At 73.0% G+C, this 19,175-nt stretch carries 19 protein-coding genes; 7 read left to right on the top strand and 12 right to left on the bottom strand.

Annotated elements, in window-relative coordinates; all coding sequences use genetic code 11:
• Nucleotides 1–3: 3 nt before the first annotated feature.
• From J5Y09_RS06575 to J5Y09_RS06545, 7 genes are all read right to left on the bottom strand, one after another.
• Complete coding sequence (locus tag J5Y09_RS06575; protein WP_209350954.1) at nucleotides 4–219, bottom strand: twin-arginine translocation signal domain-containing protein; 216 nt, start codon at nucleotides 217–219, stop codon at nucleotides 4–6.
• A gap of 43 nt (nucleotides 220–262) precedes the next feature.
• A complete protein-coding gene (locus J5Y09_RS06570; protein WP_209350953.1) occupies nucleotides 263–865 on the bottom strand; it encodes a TorD/DmsD family molecular chaperone in 603 nt (200 codons plus the stop codon).
• Nucleotides 866–965: 100 nt separating this feature from the next.
• Complete coding sequence (locus J5Y09_RS06565) at nucleotides 966–1,664, bottom strand: DUF3306 domain-containing protein (protein WP_209350952.1); 699 nt, start codon at nucleotides 1,662–1,664, stop codon at nucleotides 966–968.
• Nucleotides 1,661–2,173: a DUF3305 domain-containing protein gene (locus J5Y09_RS06560; RefSeq protein ID WP_209350951.1), complete on the bottom strand. Its 513-nt coding sequence runs from the start codon at nucleotides 2,171–2,173 to the stop codon at nucleotides 1,661–1,663. The genes J5Y09_RS06565 and J5Y09_RS06560 overlap by 4 nt, the downstream gene beginning before the upstream one ends.
• Nucleotides 2,170–3,210, bottom strand: a complete 1,041-nt coding sequence (locus J5Y09_RS06555; protein ID WP_342451421.1) for a DUF6352 family protein — start codon at nucleotides 3,208–3,210, stop codon at nucleotides 2,170–2,172. The genes J5Y09_RS06560 and J5Y09_RS06555 overlap by 4 nt, the downstream gene beginning before the upstream one ends.
• The gene (locus J5Y09_RS06550) at nucleotides 3,207–3,758 is read right to left on the bottom strand and encodes a DUF6505 family protein (RefSeq protein ID WP_209350950.1); all 552 of its coding nucleotides are present in this window, start codon (nucleotides 3,756–3,758) and stop codon (nucleotides 3,207–3,209) included. The genes J5Y09_RS06555 and J5Y09_RS06550 overlap by 4 nt, the downstream gene beginning before the upstream one ends.
• Complete coding sequence (locus J5Y09_RS06545) at nucleotides 3,755–4,450, bottom strand: biotin/lipoate--protein ligase family protein (protein WP_209350949.1); 696 nt, start codon at nucleotides 4,448–4,450, stop codon at nucleotides 3,755–3,757. The genes J5Y09_RS06550 and J5Y09_RS06545 overlap by 4 nt, the downstream gene beginning before the upstream one ends.
• Before the next feature lie 93 nt (nucleotides 4,451–4,543).
• On the opposite strand from J5Y09_RS06545, the gene J5Y09_RS06540 reads away from it, so the two are divergent.
• Nucleotides 4,544–6,589 (top strand): 4Fe-4S dicluster domain-containing protein, encoded by a 2,046-nt coding sequence (locus J5Y09_RS06540; protein WP_209350948.1) that lies wholly within the window; start codon nucleotides 4,544–4,546, stop codon nucleotides 6,587–6,589.
• 115 nt (nucleotides 6,590–6,704) lie between these two features.
• Here J5Y09_RS06540 and aroC read toward each other — a convergent pair whose 3' ends face one another.
• Together aroC and fabI are read right to left on the bottom strand one after the other, a co-directional pair.
• Entirely contained in the window at nucleotides 6,705–7,811 is a 1,107-nt protein-coding gene (gene aroC / locus J5Y09_RS06535) for a chorismate synthase (protein ID WP_209350947.1), read from the bottom strand.
• Nucleotides 7,812–7,821: 10 nt separating this feature from the next.
• Nucleotides 7,822–8,664: an enoyl-ACP reductase FabI gene (gene fabI / locus J5Y09_RS06530; protein ID WP_209350946.1), complete on the bottom strand. Its 843-nt coding sequence runs from the start codon at nucleotides 8,662–8,664 to the stop codon at nucleotides 7,822–7,824.
• Nucleotides 8,665–8,795: 131 nt separating this feature from the next.
• On the opposite strand from fabI, the gene pdxH reads away from it, so the two are divergent.
• From pdxH to J5Y09_RS06505, 5 genes are all read left to right on the top strand, one after another.
• Nucleotides 8,796–9,389, top strand: a complete 594-nt coding sequence (gene pdxH, locus J5Y09_RS06525) for a pyridoxamine 5'-phosphate oxidase (protein WP_209350945.1) — start codon at nucleotides 8,796–8,798, stop codon at nucleotides 9,387–9,389.
• Nucleotides 9,386–10,852, top strand: coding sequence for a bifunctional aminoglycoside phosphotransferase/ATP-binding protein (locus tag J5Y09_RS24725; RefSeq protein WP_209350944.1), 1,467 nt, complete (start codon nucleotides 9,386–9,388; stop codon nucleotides 10,850–10,852). Before pdxH ends, J5Y09_RS24725 begins: the two co-directional genes overlap by 4 nt.
• Nucleotides 10,853–10,904: 52 nt before the next feature.
• Nucleotides 10,905–11,783, top strand: a complete 879-nt coding sequence (locus J5Y09_RS06515) for a universal stress protein (RefSeq protein ID WP_209350943.1) — start codon at nucleotides 10,905–10,907, stop codon at nucleotides 11,781–11,783.
• Nucleotides 11,784–11,908: 125 nt separating this feature from the next.
• Entirely contained in the window at nucleotides 11,909–12,619 is a 711-nt protein-coding gene (locus J5Y09_RS06510) for a pirin family protein (protein ID WP_209350942.1), read from the top strand.
• A 64-nt stretch (nucleotides 12,620–12,683) separates the two neighbouring features.
• The gene (locus J5Y09_RS06505) at nucleotides 12,684–13,508 is read left to right on the top strand and encodes an aldo/keto reductase (RefSeq protein WP_209350941.1); all 825 of its coding nucleotides are present in this window, start codon (nucleotides 12,684–12,686) and stop codon (nucleotides 13,506–13,508) included.
• Nucleotides 13,509–13,521: 13 nt separating this feature from the next.
• Here J5Y09_RS06505 and J5Y09_RS06500 read toward each other — a convergent pair whose 3' ends face one another.
• The 3 genes from J5Y09_RS06500 to J5Y09_RS06490 all read right to left on the bottom strand — a co-directional run bounded on the left by J5Y09_RS06500 (nucleotide 13,522) and on the right by J5Y09_RS06490 (nucleotide 16,967).
• Nucleotides 13,522–14,862 (bottom strand): eCIS core domain-containing protein, encoded by a 1,341-nt coding sequence (locus tag J5Y09_RS06500; protein ID WP_209350940.1) that lies wholly within the window; start codon nucleotides 14,860–14,862, stop codon nucleotides 13,522–13,524.
• A 139-nt stretch (nucleotides 14,863–15,001) separates the two neighbouring features.
• The gene (locus tag J5Y09_RS06495; RefSeq protein ID WP_209350939.1) at nucleotides 15,002–16,414 is read right to left on the bottom strand and encodes a TRAP transporter large permease; all 1,413 of its coding nucleotides are present in this window, start codon (nucleotides 16,412–16,414) and stop codon (nucleotides 15,002–15,004) included.
• A gap of 4 nt (nucleotides 16,415–16,418) precedes the next feature.
• Nucleotides 16,419–16,967 carry a TRAP transporter small permease subunit gene (locus J5Y09_RS06490; RefSeq protein ID WP_209350938.1) on the bottom strand — a complete coding sequence of 183 codons (549 nt, stop codon included), beginning with the start codon at nucleotides 16,965–16,967 and terminating at the stop codon, nucleotides 16,419–16,421.
• Nucleotides 16,968–17,168: 201 nt separating this feature from the next.
• Between J5Y09_RS06490 and J5Y09_RS06485 the strand changes: the two genes are divergently transcribed.
• A complete protein-coding gene (locus tag J5Y09_RS06485; RefSeq protein ID WP_209350937.1) occupies nucleotides 17,169–19,175 on the top strand; it encodes a proton-conducting transporter transmembrane domain-containing protein in 2,007 nt (668 codons plus the stop codon).

Raw genomic sequence — 19,175 nt, 5'->3', positions numbered from 1 at the left:
CTCTCAGCCGCCGTAGCGGTTGGTGCGATAGAACGCCTGAACATGCGCGCTGTTGGCCTGGTAGCGCGCCTTCAGCCGGTCGGCTTCGTTCTCCTTGCGGGCGGTGCCCGCGGGAACGGCATCGGCGCGCACGGGCCCGGCGGCCTCCGCGACACCGGCCGCGGCCGCGGCCGCGCCGCCAAGCCCCAGCGCCTTCAGGAAACCACGGCGTTCGGCCATGTTCTTTGTCCCTTCGCTCATCCTCAACCGTCCCCGACTTGAATCACGCAGGCAGCCCCTGGGCCGCCTGCTCGATCTCGACCGCCACGCGCCCGAGATGGCCGACGACGCGATAGAACCGCGCCGCCTCCGCCTTCTCGAGATCGGCGAAGAACCTGCCGGCCCAGGGCCGCAGATGCTTTTCGAAAAACGCCTCGGCCGCGGCGGGACCGCCCTCGAAGCTGCCCGAGAGCAGCCCGGCATAGACCTCGCATTCGCTGCCGATGTGGTCTTCCGGCTCCACGATCCCCTCGGCGCGCTCGAGCCCGAGCCGGGCGAGGTCGCCGCGCAGCTCGGCCAGGGGCCGTTCGTGCAGGAAGCCGGTGAGGTAATAGGAGGCGAAGGGCAGCAATTCCCCGCGCCCGAGGCCGATGAAGAGATCGTGGAACTCACGCTCGGCGGACACGGGATCGGCCACCAGGGCCGCCTTCGCGAGCGCGCCATAGGCTTCCCCGAGCGGGGTGCGGTCGCCGCGCAGGCCGCCGAGCGCCAGCAGAAGCGATGAATCGGGCGCGGCCACGAGCAGGCGACCGAGAAGCGCGAAAAGCCGCGCCCTCTCAATCGTCAGCGTGTCCTCGACATGCTCGCCGCTGCCCATTCCGGACATGCCTTGAGTTCGCTCCCCGAACCTAATCCCGACCGCACTACTCCGGAATCATATGACGCGCAAGTCACTGAAACATAACGTCAGTTGTTGCGATTCATTCTCATCCCGGTATTGCCGAGCCGTGGCGGCGAGGCCGCGCGGCGGGCGGTTGGGGGCCCTGCTCCGGTTCCGAAGGGGGGGCGATCGCCGCCATCGCCACCGGCGCCGCGCCGTCGGCCATGGCGGGGGCGACAGCGGGGTCGTCCAGGGTCGGTGGCGCCGGCGCCCCGGGCGCCTCCGCCGCATCGCCAGTCTCGACGGTCTCCGCGGCCTCGGCGGGCGCGCGCTCCTCATCCCGGTCGAGCCCGATGGCCTGGGCCAGCAGCTTCCGGACATCGCCGCCCAGTTCGAGCGCGAAGCCGGGCACGCCATCGGGCGCATTGAAGTCCCAGGCGTAGTCCGCCGGGCCGATATAGGTGCTGACCACGGGGTCGAGCGCCCAGGCCTTGCGCAGCGCGGCCCGGCGCAGCGCCTCGGGCACGCCGGTGCGAAGGAAGGCGCTGAAGTCGCTCTCGGCGGTCAGGCTGTCGATCGACGGCAGGCTCGCCAGGTCGAAGCCGGGCTCCTCCGGCGCCTCCATCGCGCCGGGTGCCGGGTCGGCATCGGGCACAGGCGCCGCGCCGGCCACGGCAACCGAACCCGTCGCGGGCGCGGGCGGCTTCGCGGCGGGCGCCTCCGCCTGCGGGTCGGGGACCGACAGCCCCGCCTCGGCCGCGCGCTTGCGGCGCGACCAGCGGGAGAGGAAGCCCTCGCCGCTCACCGTTCCTCCACCCGCGCGCGCCGGCCGAGCGAATCGGTGTCCTGCCGGTCGCGCTTGCGCTTGTGGAATTCCCGCTCGCGATGATGCTCGGCGACGAAGCGTTCGAGCAGCAGGCGGATGCCGGCGGGCATGGGCAGCGCCTCGAGCGTGTCCGCGCCGGTGTCGGCATAGAGATGCGCCTCGCCGCCATCGACCGTCACGGTCTGCAGCATGAGGCCGGAAGGCGTCGCGGCCGGGCGCAGCACGACCCAGACAAGTGGGCGGTCGGCCTGCAGGTTGTGTACGTAGTTGTCCGTGTCGGTCGGATGCAGCGCGATCTCGGCGCTGCCGGCGAAGAACAGCGTCCGGCCGCCATCCTCCCGCAGCACGGTCCAGGGCGGCAGGTCCGGAAAATCCTCCAGCACCTCCACCGCCGCCCAGGCATGCTCCGACCATTGCGTGACGCCGGGGCGGCGTTCCGCGACGATCCCGACCTCGATCCGGACCGTGCCTGGCACCTCGAGCGTCATGCCGCCTGCTCCTTGCCCACCAGCGGCAGCCCCGCCACCAGGTTCTGCGGCTTCATCCGCAGCCGGTTCGCCGCATCCATCGCCAGCGGGAGATAGACCGGCCGCCCGGCCACCCGCGGCAGCACCCGCGACGGGTCGGCGAATTCCAGCACGCCGAGCCACAGGATGCGCGCGAGCCTGTCCTGCTTCACCTTCTTGCCCCGCCAGAGGTCGTTGGCGATCGCGCTCGCCTCGGCATCCAGCCCGACATGCCAGGTCCAGTTGTGGTCCTCGATCACCGGCACGGCGCGGATCGACACGTCCTCACCGAACATGTGGCGGATGAAGCGTTCCAGCATGCGCGCGATGCCGCGCTGCCCGTCCCGCCCCTCGGCGATGTCGAGCGCGAAGTCGTGCGCGTCGGACCTGCCGTGATAGGCGGTCGCGTTCGCCTCGGTCAGCACGTCGAGCTCGACCTCCCGCGGCGGCGCGCCGGCTTCGACCAGCAACTGCCCCAGCGCACCGAAGCCGCCGTCGCGGCCGCGCATCTCGACCACTTCCTCGTCCGCCAGCAGCGTCGCGCCCTGGTGGATGCCGACGCGCTGCGCGCGGTACAGCAACTCGCCCGCCCGCAGCGCGAAGGGATCGCCCTCCCCCTCCAGCGCGCTGCGCGCGACCAGGTGCGTCAGCATCTGCAGCAGGATGGGCGGGATGCCGGCGACGCCCTCCCGGTACAGCGCGAGCCAGCCGGCCTCCAGCGTCGGCGCCGCCGCCACGCGGTCGCGGAAGGCGAGGAACTGCGAGAAATTCTCCCGCGCATCGGCATCCGCCAGCGCGGCGAGGCGCGCTTCCTCGACCGCCTGCAGCGGCGTGTCCATCAGGGCGGCGTGCAGCGCGCGTTCCGCCGCGCAGGCTTCCTCGGGCGGCATCAGTTCCGGCCGCGCGAGAAATGCGCGCCACAGCTCGGGCGTGCCGATCAGCCGCCCATGCTCCGCCACGTCGCAAAGGTGGTGGCCGGAGGCGACCCAGAAATCGCCAGGCGACAACACTGCGCTCACGTCCCGCCCCTTGCCATGCGCGCGAGATCCGGTCGCATCGGCGCTTCCTCCTCCTCACCCTCCACGCTCACCGCCGCGAAGACCGGCAGCGCGTCGAAGGCCCGATGTTCCTGCACCCTTTCGTGCAGCGTGCGGAAGCGCTCGCGCACCTCCCCCGCCTCCAGGCTGCGGCCGAGGGCGAGCAGCGTGCCGGGCGGATGTTCGCAGAGGGATTCCGCGAAGGCGATCTCCTCCTCCGCCGCCGCCCGCGCCGCGGCGTCGTCGGGCGCGCCATGCGCGGCGCGGATATGCGCCGCCAATGCCGCCACCGCTTCTTCCCGCTGCGCCGCGGTCGCGGTCGAGACCTGCACCAGCGTCGACCAGCCGAAGGAAGCGAGGCCGAGCCAGCCCGCGCGGAAGGCCTGCCGCCGCTTGCCTTCCAGCGCGCCGACGTCGTCGTCCCAGAAGCAGAAGCCGCCGGGCACGGCCCATTCGCCGGGTTCGGCCGCGCGGGGAAACACCAGCGCGTCGGACGGGTCGAGCCGGATGGTCCGCGGCAGGCGCGTCATGCCGCCACCGCCTGCGCCAGGGGCAGCACCTCGCGCTCGGCACCCCGCTGGAGGACGAGGTCGCCGGTCACAGGGTCGATTCCCCGCCGCGCGCCGGCGCCGGTCGCCGGGTCGAGCCGCGCCAGGTAGCGTTCGGCCAGGATGCGGAAGCCGCGCCCCTGCCAGTCGGCCAGCGTCGCCATCAGGTGGCGCGCCCAGGCGGCCGTCATCTCGGCGGGGGTGGTCTCGTTGTAGCCTTCCTCGAACAGCGTGGTGCGGCCCGGGTCGCGACCGGGGTCGTGGCCGGTCGGCGCGGCGAAGGCGACCTCGATCCCCACCACCAGCCAGCCGGGCACCTCATCCTCGGCGCAGCCGGGCGGGGCGGCGATCCGCGCCTGCCCCACCACGCCGCCATTGACGCGGATGGTCGCCGGCCAGCCGAAGGTCAGCGGCACCTCCGGCGGCCCAAGCGCCCCGGCGGCATCGGCGAAGGCGGCCATGGCGGCGAGCAGCGCCGGGCGCGCGGCGGCCAGCGTCTCCTCGGGTTCCAGCACGACCGCGGCCTCGATCCGCGACCAGGACCGCACCCAGGCGAGGGTGCCCGCGCCTTCGCGCGGCGCCAGCTCGATGGCGCGCGCCATGGCGTCGCCGGCCTCGCGCAGCGGCACGATCGGCGTGAAGACGCTCGGCAGGTCTGTCAGTCCTTCGGTCACCGCGCGGGGTCCCTCGCATCCCGGATCATGCCGGCATATATGCCGCCCGCCCCCTTGGTCCAATCGGGGGCGGCACGGGGAGCGGTTCACGGCATGAGCGGATCGGATGGGCGCATCGCGCTCGTGTGCAGCTGCGAAGACACGATGCGGCTCGACGAGCGGGCCATCGCGCGGGGCTGCGGGGCGGAACTCCGCACCGCGGAGCAGCTCTGCATGGCGCAGCTCGACCGCTTCATGGCGGCGCTCGCCACCGGCCGCCCGCTGACCGTCGCCTGCACCGCCCAGGCGCCGCTCTTCGCCCAGGAAGCGGCCGAGGCCGGGGCCGAGGCGCCGATCTTCGTCAATGTCCGCGAGCATGCGGGCTGGTCGGCGGAAGGGCGGGGCGCCGGGCCGAAGATGGCCGCGCTGCTGGCCGCCGCCGCCGAGCCCATGCCGGCGACGCCGCTGGTGCCGCTCGAAAGCGGCGGAGTCACGCTCGTGCTGGGGCGCGACGCGGTGGCGCTGGAGGTGGCGGCCAGGCTCGCCGACCGGCTCGACCTGACCGTGCTGCTGACCGGGGCCGAGGACGTGACCCCGCCGCGCAGCACGGCCTTCCCGGTGATGAAGGGCCGCGCCCGCGCCGCGACGGGCTATCTTGGCGCCTTCGAGGTGACGGTCGATGGCGCCGCCATGCCGCGCCCGTCCTCCCGCGCCCGCTACGAATGGGCGCCGGGCAAGGATGGCGCGACGAGCCGCGCCGACGTCGTGCTGGACCTGACCGGCGGCGCGCCGCTGTTCCCGGCGCATGAGGTGCGCCAGGGCTACCTCCGCGCCGACCCGGCCGACGCCGCCGCGGTCGAGCGCCTGATCGCCGCCGCGGCCGAGCTGAACGGCACCTTCGACAAGCCGCGCTTCATCGATTTCACCGACAGTCTCTGCGCCCATAGCCGCAACAAGCGCACGGGCTGCACGCGCTGCATCGACCTCTGCCCGACCGGCGCCATCACGCCCGGCACCGGCCCGCAGAAGGACCAGGTCGTCATCAGCGCGGAGATCTGCGCCGGCTGCGGCGCCTGCGCCGCGGTCTGCCCGACGGGTGCCGCGCAATACACGCTGCCGCCGGCCTCCGCACTCGCCCGGCGCCTGCGCGCACTGCTGATGGCCTACCGCGCCGCGGGCGGGGAGGCGCCGGTGGTGCTGTTCCATGACGAGGCGCAGGGCGAAGCGATGCTCGAGGCGCTGGCCCGGCACGGCGAAGGCCTGCCCGCCCGCGTCCTGCCGCTGCGCGTGAACGAACCCACGGCGCTCGACCTCTCGCTGATCGCCGGCGCCTTCGCCTGGGGGGCGAGCGCGGTGCGCGTGCTGCTGCCGGGCAAGCGCGCCCACGGCGCGGACGGGCTGCTGCGCAACATCGACTACGCCAATGCCGCGCTCGCCGGCCTGGGCCTCGGCCACGCCACGCCGCGCGCGGCGGCGATCGAGACGGACGACCCCTTCACCCTGGGCGAGGCGCTGACCACCCTGCCCCGCGCGCCCTTCGCCTTCGCGCCGTCCACCCACCAGGCGATCGGCACGCCGCGGGAGATGGCGCTGCAAGGCTTCCGCGCCCTGCGCGAGGCGGCGAAGTCACCCGCGGCGACGGTGGCGATGCCGGCGCTCGCCCCCTTCGGCACGACGGTGGTGAACACCGAGGGCTGCACGCTCTGCCTCGCCTGCACCTCGGTCTGCCCGACCTCGGCCTTCTCGGCCAACCCCGAGACGCCGCAGCTGCGCTTCCTCGAGGATGCCTGCGTGCAGTGCGGGCTGTGCGTCGCGACCTGCCCGGAGAAGGTCATCACGCTGGCGCCGCGCCTGAACTTCGCCGCCGAGGCCGCGAGCCCGCGCGTGGTGAAGGAGGAGGAACCGGCGACCTGCCCGGGCTGCGGCAAGGCGTTCGGCACCAAGGCGTCCATCGCGCGGGTGAAGGCGAAGCTGTCGGCGCACTGGATGTTCGCCGACCCGGCGCGGCAGGCGATCCTGGACCTGTGCGATTCCTGCCGGATCAACGAGGCGACGCTGGGCGGGCTCGATCCCTATGCGGGGGCGCCGCGGCCGGTCACCAAGACCACCGAGGATTACCTGCGGGAGGCGGAGCGAGCGAAGCGGGAGGAGGAGAAGTAGGGGCGGGGGAGGGGAACCTCCCCCGGGCCCCCTCCCTTCTTTGGAAATTGGCGCCAACCTTGGAAAGCGGGGCGCCAAGCATCCGGGATTGGGGGAGGGTCCCCTCCCCCAGCCGTCAATTCCTCGGCAGGCGCGCCACCGAAGGCGCGTCCGGGTTCTGCGCCCGGTGCCGCAGCAGGTGGTCCGCCAGCACCAGCGCGAGCATCGCCTCCCCCACCGGCACGGCGCGGATGCCGACGCAGGGGTCGTGGCGGCCCTTGGTCAGCACCTCCACCTCCCGCCCCTGGCGGTCCACCGCGGCGCGCGGCGTCAGGATGGAACTGGTGGGCTTGACCGCGAAGCGCGCGACGATGGGCTGGCCCGTGCTGATGCCGCCCAGGATGCCCCCCGCATGGTTCGACTGGAACGCGACGGTGCCGTCCGCGTTCATGCGCATCTCGTCGGCGTTGTCCGCGCCGGTCAGCGCGGCGGCGCCGAAGCCGTCGCCGATCTCGACCCCCTTCACCGCGTTGATCGACATCAGCGCGGCGGCGAGGTCGGCATCCAACTTGCCGTAGATCGGCGCGCCGAGGCCGGGGGGGATGCCCTCGGCCACCACCTCGATCACCGCGCCCACGGAATTGCCCGACTTGCGCAGGTCGAGCAGCCTCTCCTCCCACCGCGCGGCGGCGGCGGGGTCGGGGCAGAAGAAGGCGTTTCCGTCGAGCGCGTCCCAGGACCAGTTGGCCGGGTCCACCCAATCCCCGCCCATGGCGACCATCGCGCCGCGGATGCGCACATCGGGGCCGAGCACCTTGCGCGCGACGGCGCCGGCGGCGACGCGCATCGCGGTCTCCCGCGCCGAGGACCGCCCGCCGCCGCGATAGTCGCGGATGCCGTATTTCAGCTCGTAGGTGATGTCCGCATGGCCGGGGCGGAAGCGTTCCGCGATCTCGGAATAGTCCTTCGAGCGCTGGTCGGTGTTGTCGATGTGCAGCGCGATGGGCGTGCCGGTCGTCATGCCCTCGAACACGCCCGAGAGGATGCGGACCTGGTCGGCTTCCTGGCGCTGGGTGACGAATTTCGACTGGCCGGGGCGGCGCTTGTCGAGCCAGGGCTGGATGTCGGCCTCGCTCAGCGCGATGCGCGGCGGGGCGCCGTCCACGACGCATCCGATGGCGGCGCCATGGGACTCGCCCCAGGTGGTGACGCGGAAGAGGTGGCCGAAGCTGTTGTGGGACATCCCCGCGCCGTCAGCCCTTCTCCACCGTGATGTCCGGCGCGTCCGGGTTCTTCATGCCGACGATGTGGTAGCCGCTGTCCACGTGATGGACCTCGCCGGTCACGCCCGCGGACAGGTCCGACAGCAGGTACAGCCCCGACCCGCCCACTTCCTCGATCGTCACGTTCCGCCGCAGCGGCGCGTTGTACTGGTTCCACTTCAGGATGTAGCGGAAGTCGCCGATCCCGCTCGCCGCCAGCGTCTTGATCGGGCCGGCGCTGATCGCGTTCACGCGGATCCCGCGCTCGCCCAGGTCCGTCGCCATGTAGCGCACGGAAGCCTCAAGCGCCGCCTTGGCCACGCCCATGACGTTGTAGTGCGGCGTCACGCGCTCGGCCCCGAGGTAGGAGAGCGTGAGCATCGACCCGCCCGCCTCCATCATCGCCGCCGCCCGCTGCCCGACCGCGACGAAGGAGAAGCAGGAGATGTCCATCGCCTGCAGGAAGGCCGCCCGCGGCGTATCGAGGTAGCGGCCCCGCAGGAACTGCTTGTCCGCGTAGCCGATGGCATGGACCAGGAAGTCGATCTTGCCCCAGGCCTTGCCCACCTCGGCGAAGGCCGCGTCCATGGACGCGTCGTCGCCCACGTCGCAGGGCAGGACCAGGGAGGACCCGATGCTCTCGGCCAGCGGGCGGACGCGCTTTTCCAGCGCCTCCCCCTGGTAGGTGAAGGCGACCTCGCCCCCCTGGGCGGCGACCGCGCGGGCGATGCCCCAGGCGATCGAGCGGTCGTTCGCGACACCCATGACGATGCCGCGCTTGCCCTGCATCAGGGTGCCGGTGGCGATCCGGGGCTCGGGCGCGGCGTCGTTCATCGCTGAGGGGTCCCCTCCGGTGGCTGGGCGGGCCGGGGTGGTGCCATGGCGGGGGGCGGGGGGCAAGAGGTTCCGCCCCTTGCCGCCCGCGCCCGCGCCCCGATACAGGCAGCATGCAAGGAGCACCCGCCATGGACGGCACCGCGACCACCGACGACCCGATCGCCATCTTCGAGGCCTGGATGGCCGAGGCCGCGGCCTCGGAACCCAACGACCCGAACGCCGTCTGCCTCGCCACCGCCACGCCCGATGGCCGGCCCTCGGCACGGATGGTGCTGCTCAAGGGCGTCGATGCGCGGGGCTTCGTCTTCTACACCAACCTCGAAAGCCGGAAGGGCGGGGAACTCGCGGCCAACCCCAACGCCGCCCTGTGCTTCCACTGGAAGACGCTGGCGCGGTCCGTCCGCGTCGAGGGCGCGGTCGAGCAGGTCAGCGACGCGGAGGCCGATGCCTACTACGCCTCCCGCGCCCGGACCTCGCGCCTGGGCGCCTGGGCGTCGAAGCAGTCCCGCCCGCTCGAATCCCGCTTCGCGCTGGAAAAGGCGGTCGCGGAATACGGGCTGAAATACGCGATCGGGGAGATCCCTCGCCCGCCGCACTGGTCGGGCTTCCGCGTCCTGCCGCGGCGGATCGAGCTGTGGCGCGACATGCCCTTCCGCCTGCACGAACGGCGCGTCTTCCACCGCGATGGCGAGGCCTGGCGGATCGAGACGCTCTACCCGTGACCATCCCGCCGGCGCAGGCGGAAGCGGCCGCCTTCCTCGCCGCCCGCGCCGGCGCGCCGCCCGTCGAGACGCATATCTCGGCCGTCTTCGTCGGGCGCGAGACGGCCTGGAAGATGAAGAAGGCAGTCGCGCTGGGGTTCCTCGACTTCACGCGGATCGAGGACCGCGAGCGCTTCTGCCGCCGCGAATTCGAGATCAACCGCCCCCACGCGCCCGGCATCTACCGCGACCTGCTGCCGCTCACGCGTGGGCCGGACGGGCGGCTGCGCGAAGGCGGCGACGGGCCGGCGGTGGAATGGGTGCTGCGCATGGCGCCGATCCCGGCGGGCGATTTCCTCGACCGCGTCGCGCCCACGCCCGCGCTGCTCGACGCGGTGGCCGACGCGGTCGCCGCCATGCACGCGGCCGCGCCGCGTGCGCGGGTCGATGCGCCCGCCTCCCTCGGCCGGATCCTCGACGGCAACGTCCCCTCCGCGCTGCGCGCCGGGCTCGATCCGACCCGCGTCGCGGCCTGGGCGGGGGCGGCGCGGACCGAACTCGCGCGCATCGCCCCCGCCCTGGCCGCGCGCGGCGAGGCGGGCTTCGTGCGCCGCGGCCATGGCGACCTGCATCTGGGGAACATCTGCCTGTGGGACGGCCGGCCGACGCTGTTCGACGCGCTGGAATTCGACGAGGCGCTGGCGACGATCGACGTCGGCTACGACCTCGCCTTCCTGCTGATGGACCTCGACCTGCGGCATGGCCGCGCGGCGGCGAACCGGGTGCTGAACCGCTATGTCGCGCGGACCGGCGATGCGGGGCTGGTGGCGGGGCTGCCGCTCTGGCTCTCGCTGCGCGCCATGATCCGCGCGCATGTCGAGGCCGCGCGGGGGCGCGACTGGGCGGGCCTGCTCGCGGCGGCGGAGGCGCATCTCCTGCCCTCGCCCGCGCGGCTGGTCGCCATCGGCGGGCTGCAGGGGACGGGGAAATCCACCCTCGCCCGCGCCCTTGCCCCCGCGCTCGGCCGCTGCCCCGGCGCGCTGGTGCTGCGCACGGATGAGGCGCGCAAGCGCCGCTTCGGTCTCCCGCCGGAACGGCGCCTGCCGCCCGAAGCCTATGGGGAGGAGGTGAGCCGCGCGGTCCATGCAGAGATCCTCGCCATGGCGCGCGCGGCGCTGGCGGCCGGGCATTGCGCCGTGCTCGACGCCGTCTTCCTCGACCCGCGGCACCGCGCCGCGGCGGAAGGCGTCGCGCGGGAGGCGGGGCTGCGCTTCGACGGCATCTGGCTGGAGGCGCCGGTCGAGCTGCTGCGCGCGCGCATCGCGGCGCGCCGCGACGATGCCTCGGATGCGGATGAGGCGGTGCTGATGCGCGCCGCCACCGTTGATCCGGGCGCGATCGCATGGCACCGCGTCGCCGCGGAGGATGGCGCCGCGGCGGCTGCGACCGCCGCGATTGGCATGGACCCCGGTTCCGTGTGCTAGGCTCATTCGCCGGGAGACAGAATTTCGCAGCAAGCGAGGGGAGTATCACGTCATGGCCTATCGACGGCTGCTGCTGCCACTGACCGGGACCGCCGCGGGGGAAGCCGCGCTTGCCACCGCGCTGATCGCGGCGCGCGCCTGGGGCGCGCATGTCCATTGCCTGCATGTGCGCGTCGATGCGCGCGACGTCGCACCGCTCGCGGGCGAAGGCCTGTCGGGCGCGATGATCGAGGAGATGATGGCCGCGACCGAGCGCGAGAGCGGCGAGCGCGCCGACCGCGTGCGCGCGCTGTTCGAGAAGTTCACGCAGGGCCTCGGCGGCGTGACGCTGGCCGACAATCCCGACACGGCGGCCAAGACCGACGGCCCGACCCTGTCCTTCGAGGCGATCGCGGGGCGGGAGGAAGACGTCGTCGCCCAGCAGTCGCGCCTGTACGACATGGCCGTCGTGCCCCACCCGGAAGCGGGGGAGGACGTGTCGAGCAGCGACGCGCTGCACGCCATCCTGTTCGATTCCGGCCGCCCGGTGCTGATCGCCCCGCGTGTCGCGCCCCCCGATATCGGCACGCGCGTCTGCGTCGCCTGGAACGGCACGGCGGAAAGTGCCGCCGCCGTCGCCGCCGCCCTGCCCTGGCTGCACAAGGCCTCCGCCGTGCAGATCCTGTGCTCGGACGAATACCAGCGGCGCGGGCCCAAGGCGGAAGGCATCCAGGCCTATCTGCGCTGGCACTCGATCCAGGCGGAGATCGTCCCCTTCAAGCCGCTGACGCGGGAAGTCGGCGCGGGGCTGCTCGGCGCGGCGCGCGACTTCGGGGCGGACCTGCTGACCATGGGCGCCTATTCGCATTCCCGCCTGCGCCAGCTCATCCTGGGCGGCGTGACGCGCCACGTGCTCGAGAATGCCGAGATTCCGGTGATGATGTGCCGCTGACGCGGGCTTCATCACCGGCCTGAATGGCCGCGATACGGCCCGCCCCGTGGCGGGCCGGGACCGCGCTCTCTATCTGCCTGTCCGAACAGCGGCCCGCCCGCGGGCCAAGCAGACGGAGTGCGACGATGATCGAGATCCGCCCCTTCGACAGCCTCGGCAAGGCGAATTTCGGCTGGCTGAACGCCAACCACCATTTCTCCTTCGGCCACTACATGGACCCGCAGCGCATGGCCTGGGGCCGGCTGCGCGTGTGGAACGACGACGAGATCGCCCCCGGCACGGGCTTCGACCCGCATCCGCACCGCGACATGGAGATCATCACCTATGTCCGCGAGGGTGCCATCACCCACAAGGACAACATGGGCAATGAGGGCCGCACGGAAGCGGGCGACGTGCAGATCATGTCCGCCGGCACCGGCGTGGTGCATGCCGAATACAACCTCGAACCCACCACGACGCGCATCTTCCAGATCTGGATCATGCCCGACCGCCGCGGCGTGAAGCCCGCCTGGGGTGCGAAGCAGTTCCCCAAGGAGAAGCGCGACGCGGGGTTCGAGGTGCTCGCCTCCGGCCGCCCGCAGGACGAAGGCCAGGGCGCGCTGCCCATCAACGTGGACGGCGCCGTGCTCGCCGCGACGCTGAAGAAGGGGCAGACGCTGGTGCAGCCGCTGGGGACGGGGCGCGCGGCCTACATCGTGCCCGCGCGCGGCGCGGTCACCGTGGGCGGCCAGGTGGCCGCGGCGCGGGACGGCATCGCCATCCGCCAGGTGGATGAATTCGCCATCACCGCGACCGAGGATGCCGAGCTGGTGATGGTCGAGGTGGCGGACGCCTGATCGGCTTCCGGACCGGCGCGGGGTCGCGTTAGCCTCGCGCCGGAAACGCCCGGAGACCACCGCCATGCCGCGTCTGCCCGACGGCACGCCGATCCCCGCCCTCGGCCAGGGCACCTGGCACATGGGCGAGGATCCGCGCCGCAGGGGGCAGGAGGCCGACGCGCTGCGGCTCGGCCTCGACCTCGGCATGGCGCTGATCGACACCGCCGAGATGTATGCCGAGGGCGGCGCGGAGGAGGTGGTGGGCGATGCCATCGCCGGCCGGCGCGACGAGGTGTTCCTCGTCTCCAAGGTCTATCCGCACAATGCGTCGCGCCGCGGCGCGGTCGCCGCCTGCGAGCGCAGCCTTCGGCGCATGAAGGTCGAGACGATCGACCTGTACCTTCTGCACTGGCGCGGCGCGCACCCCCTGGCCGAGACGGTCGCGGCCTTCGAGGCGCTGCGGGCGGCGGGCAAGATCCGCCGCTGGGGCGTGTCCAACTGCGACGTGGACGACCTCGAGGAACTCGGGCCCGCGCTGGCCGATTGCGCGACCGACCAGGTGCTCTACAGCCTCGAGCACCGGGGCGCGGAATTCGACCTGCTGCCCTTCTGCGCCGGGCGCGGCATGCCGGTGATGGCCTATTCGCCCGTGGGCCAGGGGGGCAAGCTGCTGCGCCACCGCGCGCTCGCCCAGGTCGCGGCGCGGCGGGGCGTGACGCCGGCGCAGGTGGCGCTCGCCTGGACGCTGCGCGATGCGAAGATCGTCAGCATCCCCAAGGCGGCGGACCCCGCCCATGTGCGGCAGAACGCGGCGGCGCGGGAGATCGCGCTGGACGCGGCCGACCTCGCCACGCTGGATGCCGCCTTCGCGCCGCCCACGCGCAAGCGCGGGCTGGCGATGCTGTAGGACCAGGGCCGGCTCAGGCCCATTCGCGCGCAAGCAGCAGCGCGCGTTGGACATGGGCGCGCGGCACGGCGATGCCGGGCGGCGAGCGGAAGCTGCTGAAGGCGCCGGAATCGAAGGTCTCCGGCTGATAGGGCTGCATCGCCTGGCCGATCTCGGATCGGGCCAGGGCGCGGATCTGCGCGATCTGCGTCTCCTCGTTCGGCTCGCTCGCCCGCGCATTGGCGCGCATCGCCGACAGCAGCGGGTCGTGGCCTTCCCTGCCCGGCCGGCGCGACAGGGCGCGAATCTGGTCGTCGGAGAGCGAGCGCCGCACCGGGATGATGGTGTCCAGCGCCGCGACCGTCGCGGCCTCCGACAAGGGGGCAGTGCGGGTCGTCCCGGCGGCGCGCGTCAGCACCTGGTGCAGCGTCCCGACATAGCGGCGATAGAGCGCGCGGCGATGCTCGCCGAGCACGTCCGGCTCATGCCCCCTCGGCCCATGGCCGAGCGGCGGGGCGAACATCCGCCCGTTCGCATCGTCCCGGTGCGCGAAGCTGTCGCCCAGCGGATGCAGCGAGAGGCCGAACTCGAACTCCTGCCCGCGCCCGGGGTTGTAGGCGCCGCTGATGGCGATCCGGCGGCGCGTCTCGGCCTCGCACTCCCGGCCGGTCAGGGCGTGCAGCCCCCGCTGGACGTTGAGCCAGTTGAAATAGGCCTCGCTGCGTTCGTAGCGGGCGATCGCCGGCGGCGGGATGACATGCTGGGCATAGGGCGAATTGCCGAACACCTCGGCGATGATGGAGCGTTCGAAATTCGCATAGCCCGCCACCATGTCGGCGTAGCGGTCGGAGGCGTAGGCCGAGATGTCCTCCTTCACCATCTCGATGCCCGCGGGGACGGCGTTCAACTCGTCGATCTCGTCGGCCATCTGCGTCCAGAAGGCGAGGCGATAGGCCATCGAATCGCCGAAGCCGGCGGCGAGCGCCACGAAGTAGACCGTGTAGTAGTGCCCGGCCTCGCCCCAGCAGGCGGGATCGCGCGGATCGAGCGCGAGGCCGATGGCCGCGCGGCGCCCGCCGATCGCGGCGCGCGCGGCCCGCTCCGCCTCTCGCTCCGCCGCGGCGGGATGCGCGCGCGCGCCGCGTCGGCGCTGCTGGACCAGGTGCGCCACCTCATGCGCGATGACCAGGGCCCGCAGGCCGTGCGGGACGGGGCCGAGGAACACCTCCCGCCCCTCCAGCGCGCAGGCGAGGCCGCCGGCCTCGGCCGCGAGGCGGGCGCCGGTGTGCCCCCCATGCAGCCGGACATCGGCGAAATCGGCCCCGAACGCGCTCTCGAGGCGCGATCGGAGTCGTGGCGGAAGCGGATGGCTCATCGAAACGGTCATGCCGGGGCGAGAGCAGCACGCACGGCCGGCCCCGCGCAATCGCGCCCGGCGCCGCGACGGTCCGCGCACTGAGACGCTTCACACCGCGTCGCGCCGCCGGCCTCGCCCGCCCGACGACGGGCCGGCGCTAGCGGAACACCGGCACCGCCGTCTCGTCCGGCGGCTCGGGGATCGGCACGTCGATCGTCACGGTCGCCGGATCCACACCCGTGCCGCGATCCAGCCAGTAGGTCACGCTCTCCGGCCAGAAGATGACGATGGCCACCAGCAGCAGCTGCAGGAACAGCCAGGGCACCGCGCCCCAGTAGATGTCCCGCGACAGCACTTCCTTGGGCGCGATGCCGCGCAGGTAGAAGAGCGCGAAGCCGAAGGGCGGGTGCATGAAGGACGTCTGCATGTTGATGCAGAGCAGCACCCCGAACCACACGAGGTCGATGTCGAGCTTCGCCGCGACGGGGGCGAGCAGCGGCACGACGATGAAGGCGATCTCGAAGAAGTCGAGGAAGAACGCCAGGAAGAAGATGAAGATGTTGACGAAGATCAGGAAGCCCGTCTGCCCGCCGGGGAGGTGGGAGAGCAGGTGCTCGATCCAGTGGCTGCCGTCCACGCCCTGGAACACCAGGGAGAACACGGTCGCGCCGATCAGGATGAAGATCACCATCGCCGTGATGCGCATGGTGTTCGACATCGCCTCGCGCATCAGCATCCAGGTGAAGCGGCCGTTGATCAGCGCCAGCACCACCGCGCCGACCGCGCCCATGGCGCCGGCTTCCGTCGGCGTGGCCAGCCCCATGAAGATGGTGCCGAGCACGAGGAAGATCAGCACGATCGAGGGCACCATGCCCCGAATGACGCGCCAGTAGAGGCTCCAGCCGCGCGGGACCAGCGCCTCGGGCGGCAGAGGGGGGACCTTGTGCGGGGCGAAGATCGCGACCGTCGCGATGAAGCCCAGGAACAGCAGGATCTGCAGGATCGAAGGCCCGATCGCGCCGGCGTACATGTCGCCCACGCTCTTGCCGAGTTGGTCGCCGAGCACGATCAGCACGAGCGAAGGCGGGATCACCTGGGTGATGGTGCCGGATGCCGCGATCACGCCCGTCGCGATGCGCATGTCGTAGCCGTAGCGCATCATGATCGGCAGGCTGATCATGCCCATGGCGATCACGCTCGCCGCCACCGTCCCGGTGATGGCGCCGAGGATGGCGCCGACGATGATGACGGCGTAGGCGAGCCCGCCCGGCACTTTGCCGAACAATTGCCCGGTGCCCTCCAGCAGGTCCTCCGCCAGCCCGCAGCGTTCCAGGATCGCGCCCATCAGCGTGAAGAACGGGATGGCGAGCAGCAGGTCGTTCGACAGGATGCCGAAGACGCGCAGCGGCAGGTTGCCGAGATAGGCGGTGGTGAAGAAGCCCATCTCGATCGCGAGGAAGCCGAAGAACAGCCCGACGGCGGACAGCGAGAAGGCGACCGGGAAGCCGATCAGCAGGAAGACCACCAGGCCGCCGAACATCAGCGGCGGCATGATCTCGAGGCTCAGCATCCGCCTATTGCTCCGGCCGCTGGTAGTCGGCGATGCCCACCGCGTCGGGGCCGAGGCCGCGCAGCGCGGCGATCCGCTTGACCAGTTCCGACAGCCCCTGCAGCGCCACCAGCGCGAAGCCGATCGGCAGCAGCAGCTTGACCGGCCAGCGCAGCAGCCCGCCGGCATTGGGCGAGCCCTCGTTGCGCATCCAGGAATCCATGAAGAAGGGCCAGGTCATCCAGGCCAGCAGCACCATCCCCGGCAGCAGGAACAGGATGATGCCGAAGACGTCGATCCACAGCCGCAGCCGCTGGGACACGCTGCCATAGACCAGGTCCACGCGCACATGCTCGTTGCGCTTGAGCGTGTAGGCCGCGCCGAGCATCACGGTGCCCGCGAAGAGGTACCACTGCACCTCGAGCCATGCGTTGGAGGACCACGAAAAGCCGTAGCGCACCACGGCGTTCCCGGCGCTGATCGCGCAGGCGGACAGGACGAGCCAGTCGGCCACCCGGCCGATCTTCTCGTTCATCACGTCGACGCCGCGGCTGAAGCCGAGCAGCGCCTGCATCTAGCCTGCCGCGCGGCCGCGTGCTGGCCCGCCCTCTCGGCGCATGGCGCCCTCGCCCCCTGGTGACGCGGCGTTTCCCGCCGATCCCCCTTGCTCTAGCCGCCGCGCCCCGGCGCTGCAACCGGCGCGGGGGTGGCCGGCGCGGCGGCCGGGGGCCTATCCTTCCGCCGTGACTCGGCGCCGTCCCCTTCGATGCTGACGATGCTCGCGCTTCTCGCAGGCGCGCTGCTGGCGCTTGCCGCGGCCGCGCCCCTGCTCGCGCGCAGCGCGGCAGGCAGCCGGGCGCTGCAGGCGGGCACGGCCGGGGCGGGGCTGCTGATGCTGGCGGGCGGGGTCGGCGGGCTGATCGGGGCGCCCGCCACGCTCACCCTGCCCTTCGGCCCGCCCTGGGGGCCGGCGCGGCTCGCCCTCGACCCGCTCTCGGCCTGGTTCCTGCTGCCGGTGGGCGTTGCGACGCTCTCCGCCGGGCTGTTCGCCCTGGGCGGGGTGCATGGGCCGGAGGCGCCGCGGCGCCTCGCCCCCTGGCCGGTCTTCCTGGCCGGCATGCTGGTCACGCTGCTCGCCGCGGATGGCTTCACCCTGCTGCTGGGCTTCGAGGCGATGTCCCTCGCCTCCTGGGCGCTGGTCGCGCATGACCACGCGCAGGCCGAGAACCGCCGCGCGGCAAGGCTGTATCTCGGCTTCGCGGGCATGGGCGGGCTGGCGCTGGCGCTGGCGCTCGGCCTGTCGGGCGGGGCGGGCGGCGCGCTCGACTTCGCCGCCCTGCGCGCCGCGCCGCCCGAAGGCCTGCGCGCCGCGGCGATCCTCGCGCTGGTGCTCGCCGGGGCGGGTTCCAAGGCCGGGCTCGCGCCGCTGCATGTCTGGCTGCCGCTCGCGCACCCCGCGGCGCCGAGCCATGTCTCGGCGGTGATGTCCGGGGCGATGACCAAGGTCGCGCTCTATGTCGTCGCGCGCTTCGTCTTCGACCTGATGGGCCCGGCCCAGCCGGTCTGGATGGGCGCGCCGCTGATCGCGCTCGGCGCCGCGTCCGCCGTGATCGGCGCGCTGCGCGCGAACCTGGAGGAGGACGGCAAGACGCTGCTCGCCTGCTCCACCATCGAGAATGTCGGGCTTATCGCGATCGGGCTCGGCCTTGCGCTGGCCTTCCGGGGGGCGGACCTGCCGGCGCTCGCGGCCGTCGCGGCGGCCGCCGCGCTGCTGCACGCGCTGAACCACGCGGCATTCAAGAGCCTGCTGTTCCTCGCGGCGGGGGAGGTGCTGCACGGCGCGGGGTCCCGCCGGCTGGACCGGCTGGGCGGCCTGATCCACCGCATGCCGGTCACCGCCTGGGCCGCCCTGGTCGCGGTCGGCGCGGCGGCCGCGCTGCCGCCGCTGTCGGGCTTCGCCTCGGAATGGCTGCTGCTGCAGGCGCTGCTGGCGGCCTGGCGGGTGGGGGACCTCGCCTTCCAGATCGGCGCGGCGGCGGCCACCGCGCTCGCGGCGCTGGCCACCGCGCTTGCCGCCGCCGCCATGGTGCGCTTCTGGGGGCTGGTCTTCCTCGGCCGGCCGCGTACCCCGCGCGCGGCGGGGGCGGAGGAGACGGGCGGGGCCGCGCGCGCCGCGCTGCTGGTGCCGGCCGCGCTGACCATCGCCTTCGGCCTGCTGCCGGGGCCGCTGCTCGACCTCGCGGAACCGGCGCTGCGGCTGATCGCCGGGGCGCCGGCGCCGCGCAGCGGGCTGCTGCTGGTCGGCGCGGCGGAAGGCGGGGCGCGCTACTGGCCCATCCTGGTCGCGCTGCTGCTCGCCGGCGCCACGGCGCTGGTCCTGTGGCAGGTGCGCCGCCGCGCCCCCGCGGGCGTCGCGCGCGGCCCGGCCTGGGATTGCGGCTTCATCGCGCCCCCGTCCCACCTGCCCTTCGGCGACCCGGCCACGCAGCCTTCCGCCGCCGGCTTCGGCCAGCCGCTGCGGCGCATGCTGGGCACCAGCCTGCTCGCCGCGCGGGAACAGGTGACCATGCCTGCCCCCGGCGACCCGCGCGCCGCGCGGATCGAGGCCGGCTTCCACGACCCGGCGCTGGCCGCGCTGGAAGGCCCCCTGCCCCGCTGGCGCGACGCCGTGGCGGCGCAGGCCGAGCGGCTGCGCGACCTGTCCATCCGCCAATGCCTCGGCCTGTCCTTCGGCGCGGTGGTGCTGATGCTCGCCCTGCTCGCCTGGATGGAGGCGCGCTGA

This window comes from Roseomonas nitratireducens, from assembly GCF_017813355.1.
Classification (GTDB): domain Bacteria; phylum Pseudomonadota; class Alphaproteobacteria; order Acetobacterales; family Acetobacteraceae; genus Neoroseomonas; species Neoroseomonas nitratireducens.
This window is presented reverse-complemented; position numbering and strand designations above follow the sequence as displayed.

Bases quoted from the DNA above. Each gene is read 5' to 3' on its own strand.
- J5Y09_RS06575 (WP_209350954.1), bottom strand. From the start codon at position 219: ATGGCCGAACGCCGTGGTTTCCTGAAGGCGCTGGGGCTTGGCGGCGCG.
- J5Y09_RS06570 (WP_209350953.1), bottom strand. From the start codon at position 865: ATGTCCGGAATGGGCAGCGGCGAGCATGTCGAGGACACGCTGACGATT.
- J5Y09_RS06560 (WP_209350951.1), bottom strand. From the start codon at position 2,173: ATGACGCTCGAGGTGCCAGGCACGGTCCGGATCGAGGTCGGGATCGTC.
- J5Y09_RS06550 (WP_209350950.1), bottom strand. From the start codon at position 3,758: ATGACGCGCCTGCCGCGGACCATCCGGCTCGACCCGTCCGACGCGCTG.
- J5Y09_RS06540 (WP_209350948.1), top strand. From the start codon at position 4,544: ATGAGCGGATCGGATGGGCGCATCGCGCTCGTGTGCAGCTGCGAAGAC.
- aroC (WP_209350947.1), bottom strand. From the start codon at position 7,811: ATGTCCCACAACAGCTTCGGCCACCTCTTCCGCGTCACCACCTGGGGC.
- fabI (WP_209350946.1), bottom strand. From the start codon at position 8,664: ATGAACGACGCCGCGCCCGAGCCCCGGATCGCCACCGGCACCCTGATG.
- pdxH (WP_209350945.1), top strand. From the start codon at position 8,796: ATGGACGGCACCGCGACCACCGACGACCCGATCGCCATCTTCGAGGCC.
- J5Y09_RS06515 (WP_209350943.1), top strand. From the start codon at position 10,905: ATGGCCTATCGACGGCTGCTGCTGCCACTGACCGGGACCGCCGCGGGG.
- J5Y09_RS06510 (WP_209350942.1), top strand. From the start codon at position 11,909: ATGATCGAGATCCGCCCCTTCGACAGCCTCGGCAAGGCGAATTTCGGC.
- J5Y09_RS06505 (WP_209350941.1), top strand. From the start codon at position 12,684: ATGCCGCGTCTGCCCGACGGCACGCCGATCCCCGCCCTCGGCCAGGGC.
- J5Y09_RS06500 (WP_209350940.1), bottom strand. From the start codon at position 14,862: ATGAGCCATCCGCTTCCGCCACGACTCCGATCGCGCCTCGAGAGCGCG.
- J5Y09_RS06495 (WP_209350939.1), bottom strand. From the start codon at position 16,414: ATGCTGAGCCTCGAGATCATGCCGCCGCTGATGTTCGGCGGCCTGGTG.
- J5Y09_RS06490 (WP_209350938.1), bottom strand. From the start codon at position 16,967: ATGCAGGCGCTGCTCGGCTTCAGCCGCGGCGTCGACGTGATGAACGAG.
- J5Y09_RS06485 (WP_209350937.1), top strand. From the start codon at position 17,169: ATGCTCGCGCTTCTCGCAGGCGCGCTGCTGGCGCTTGCCGCGGCCGCG.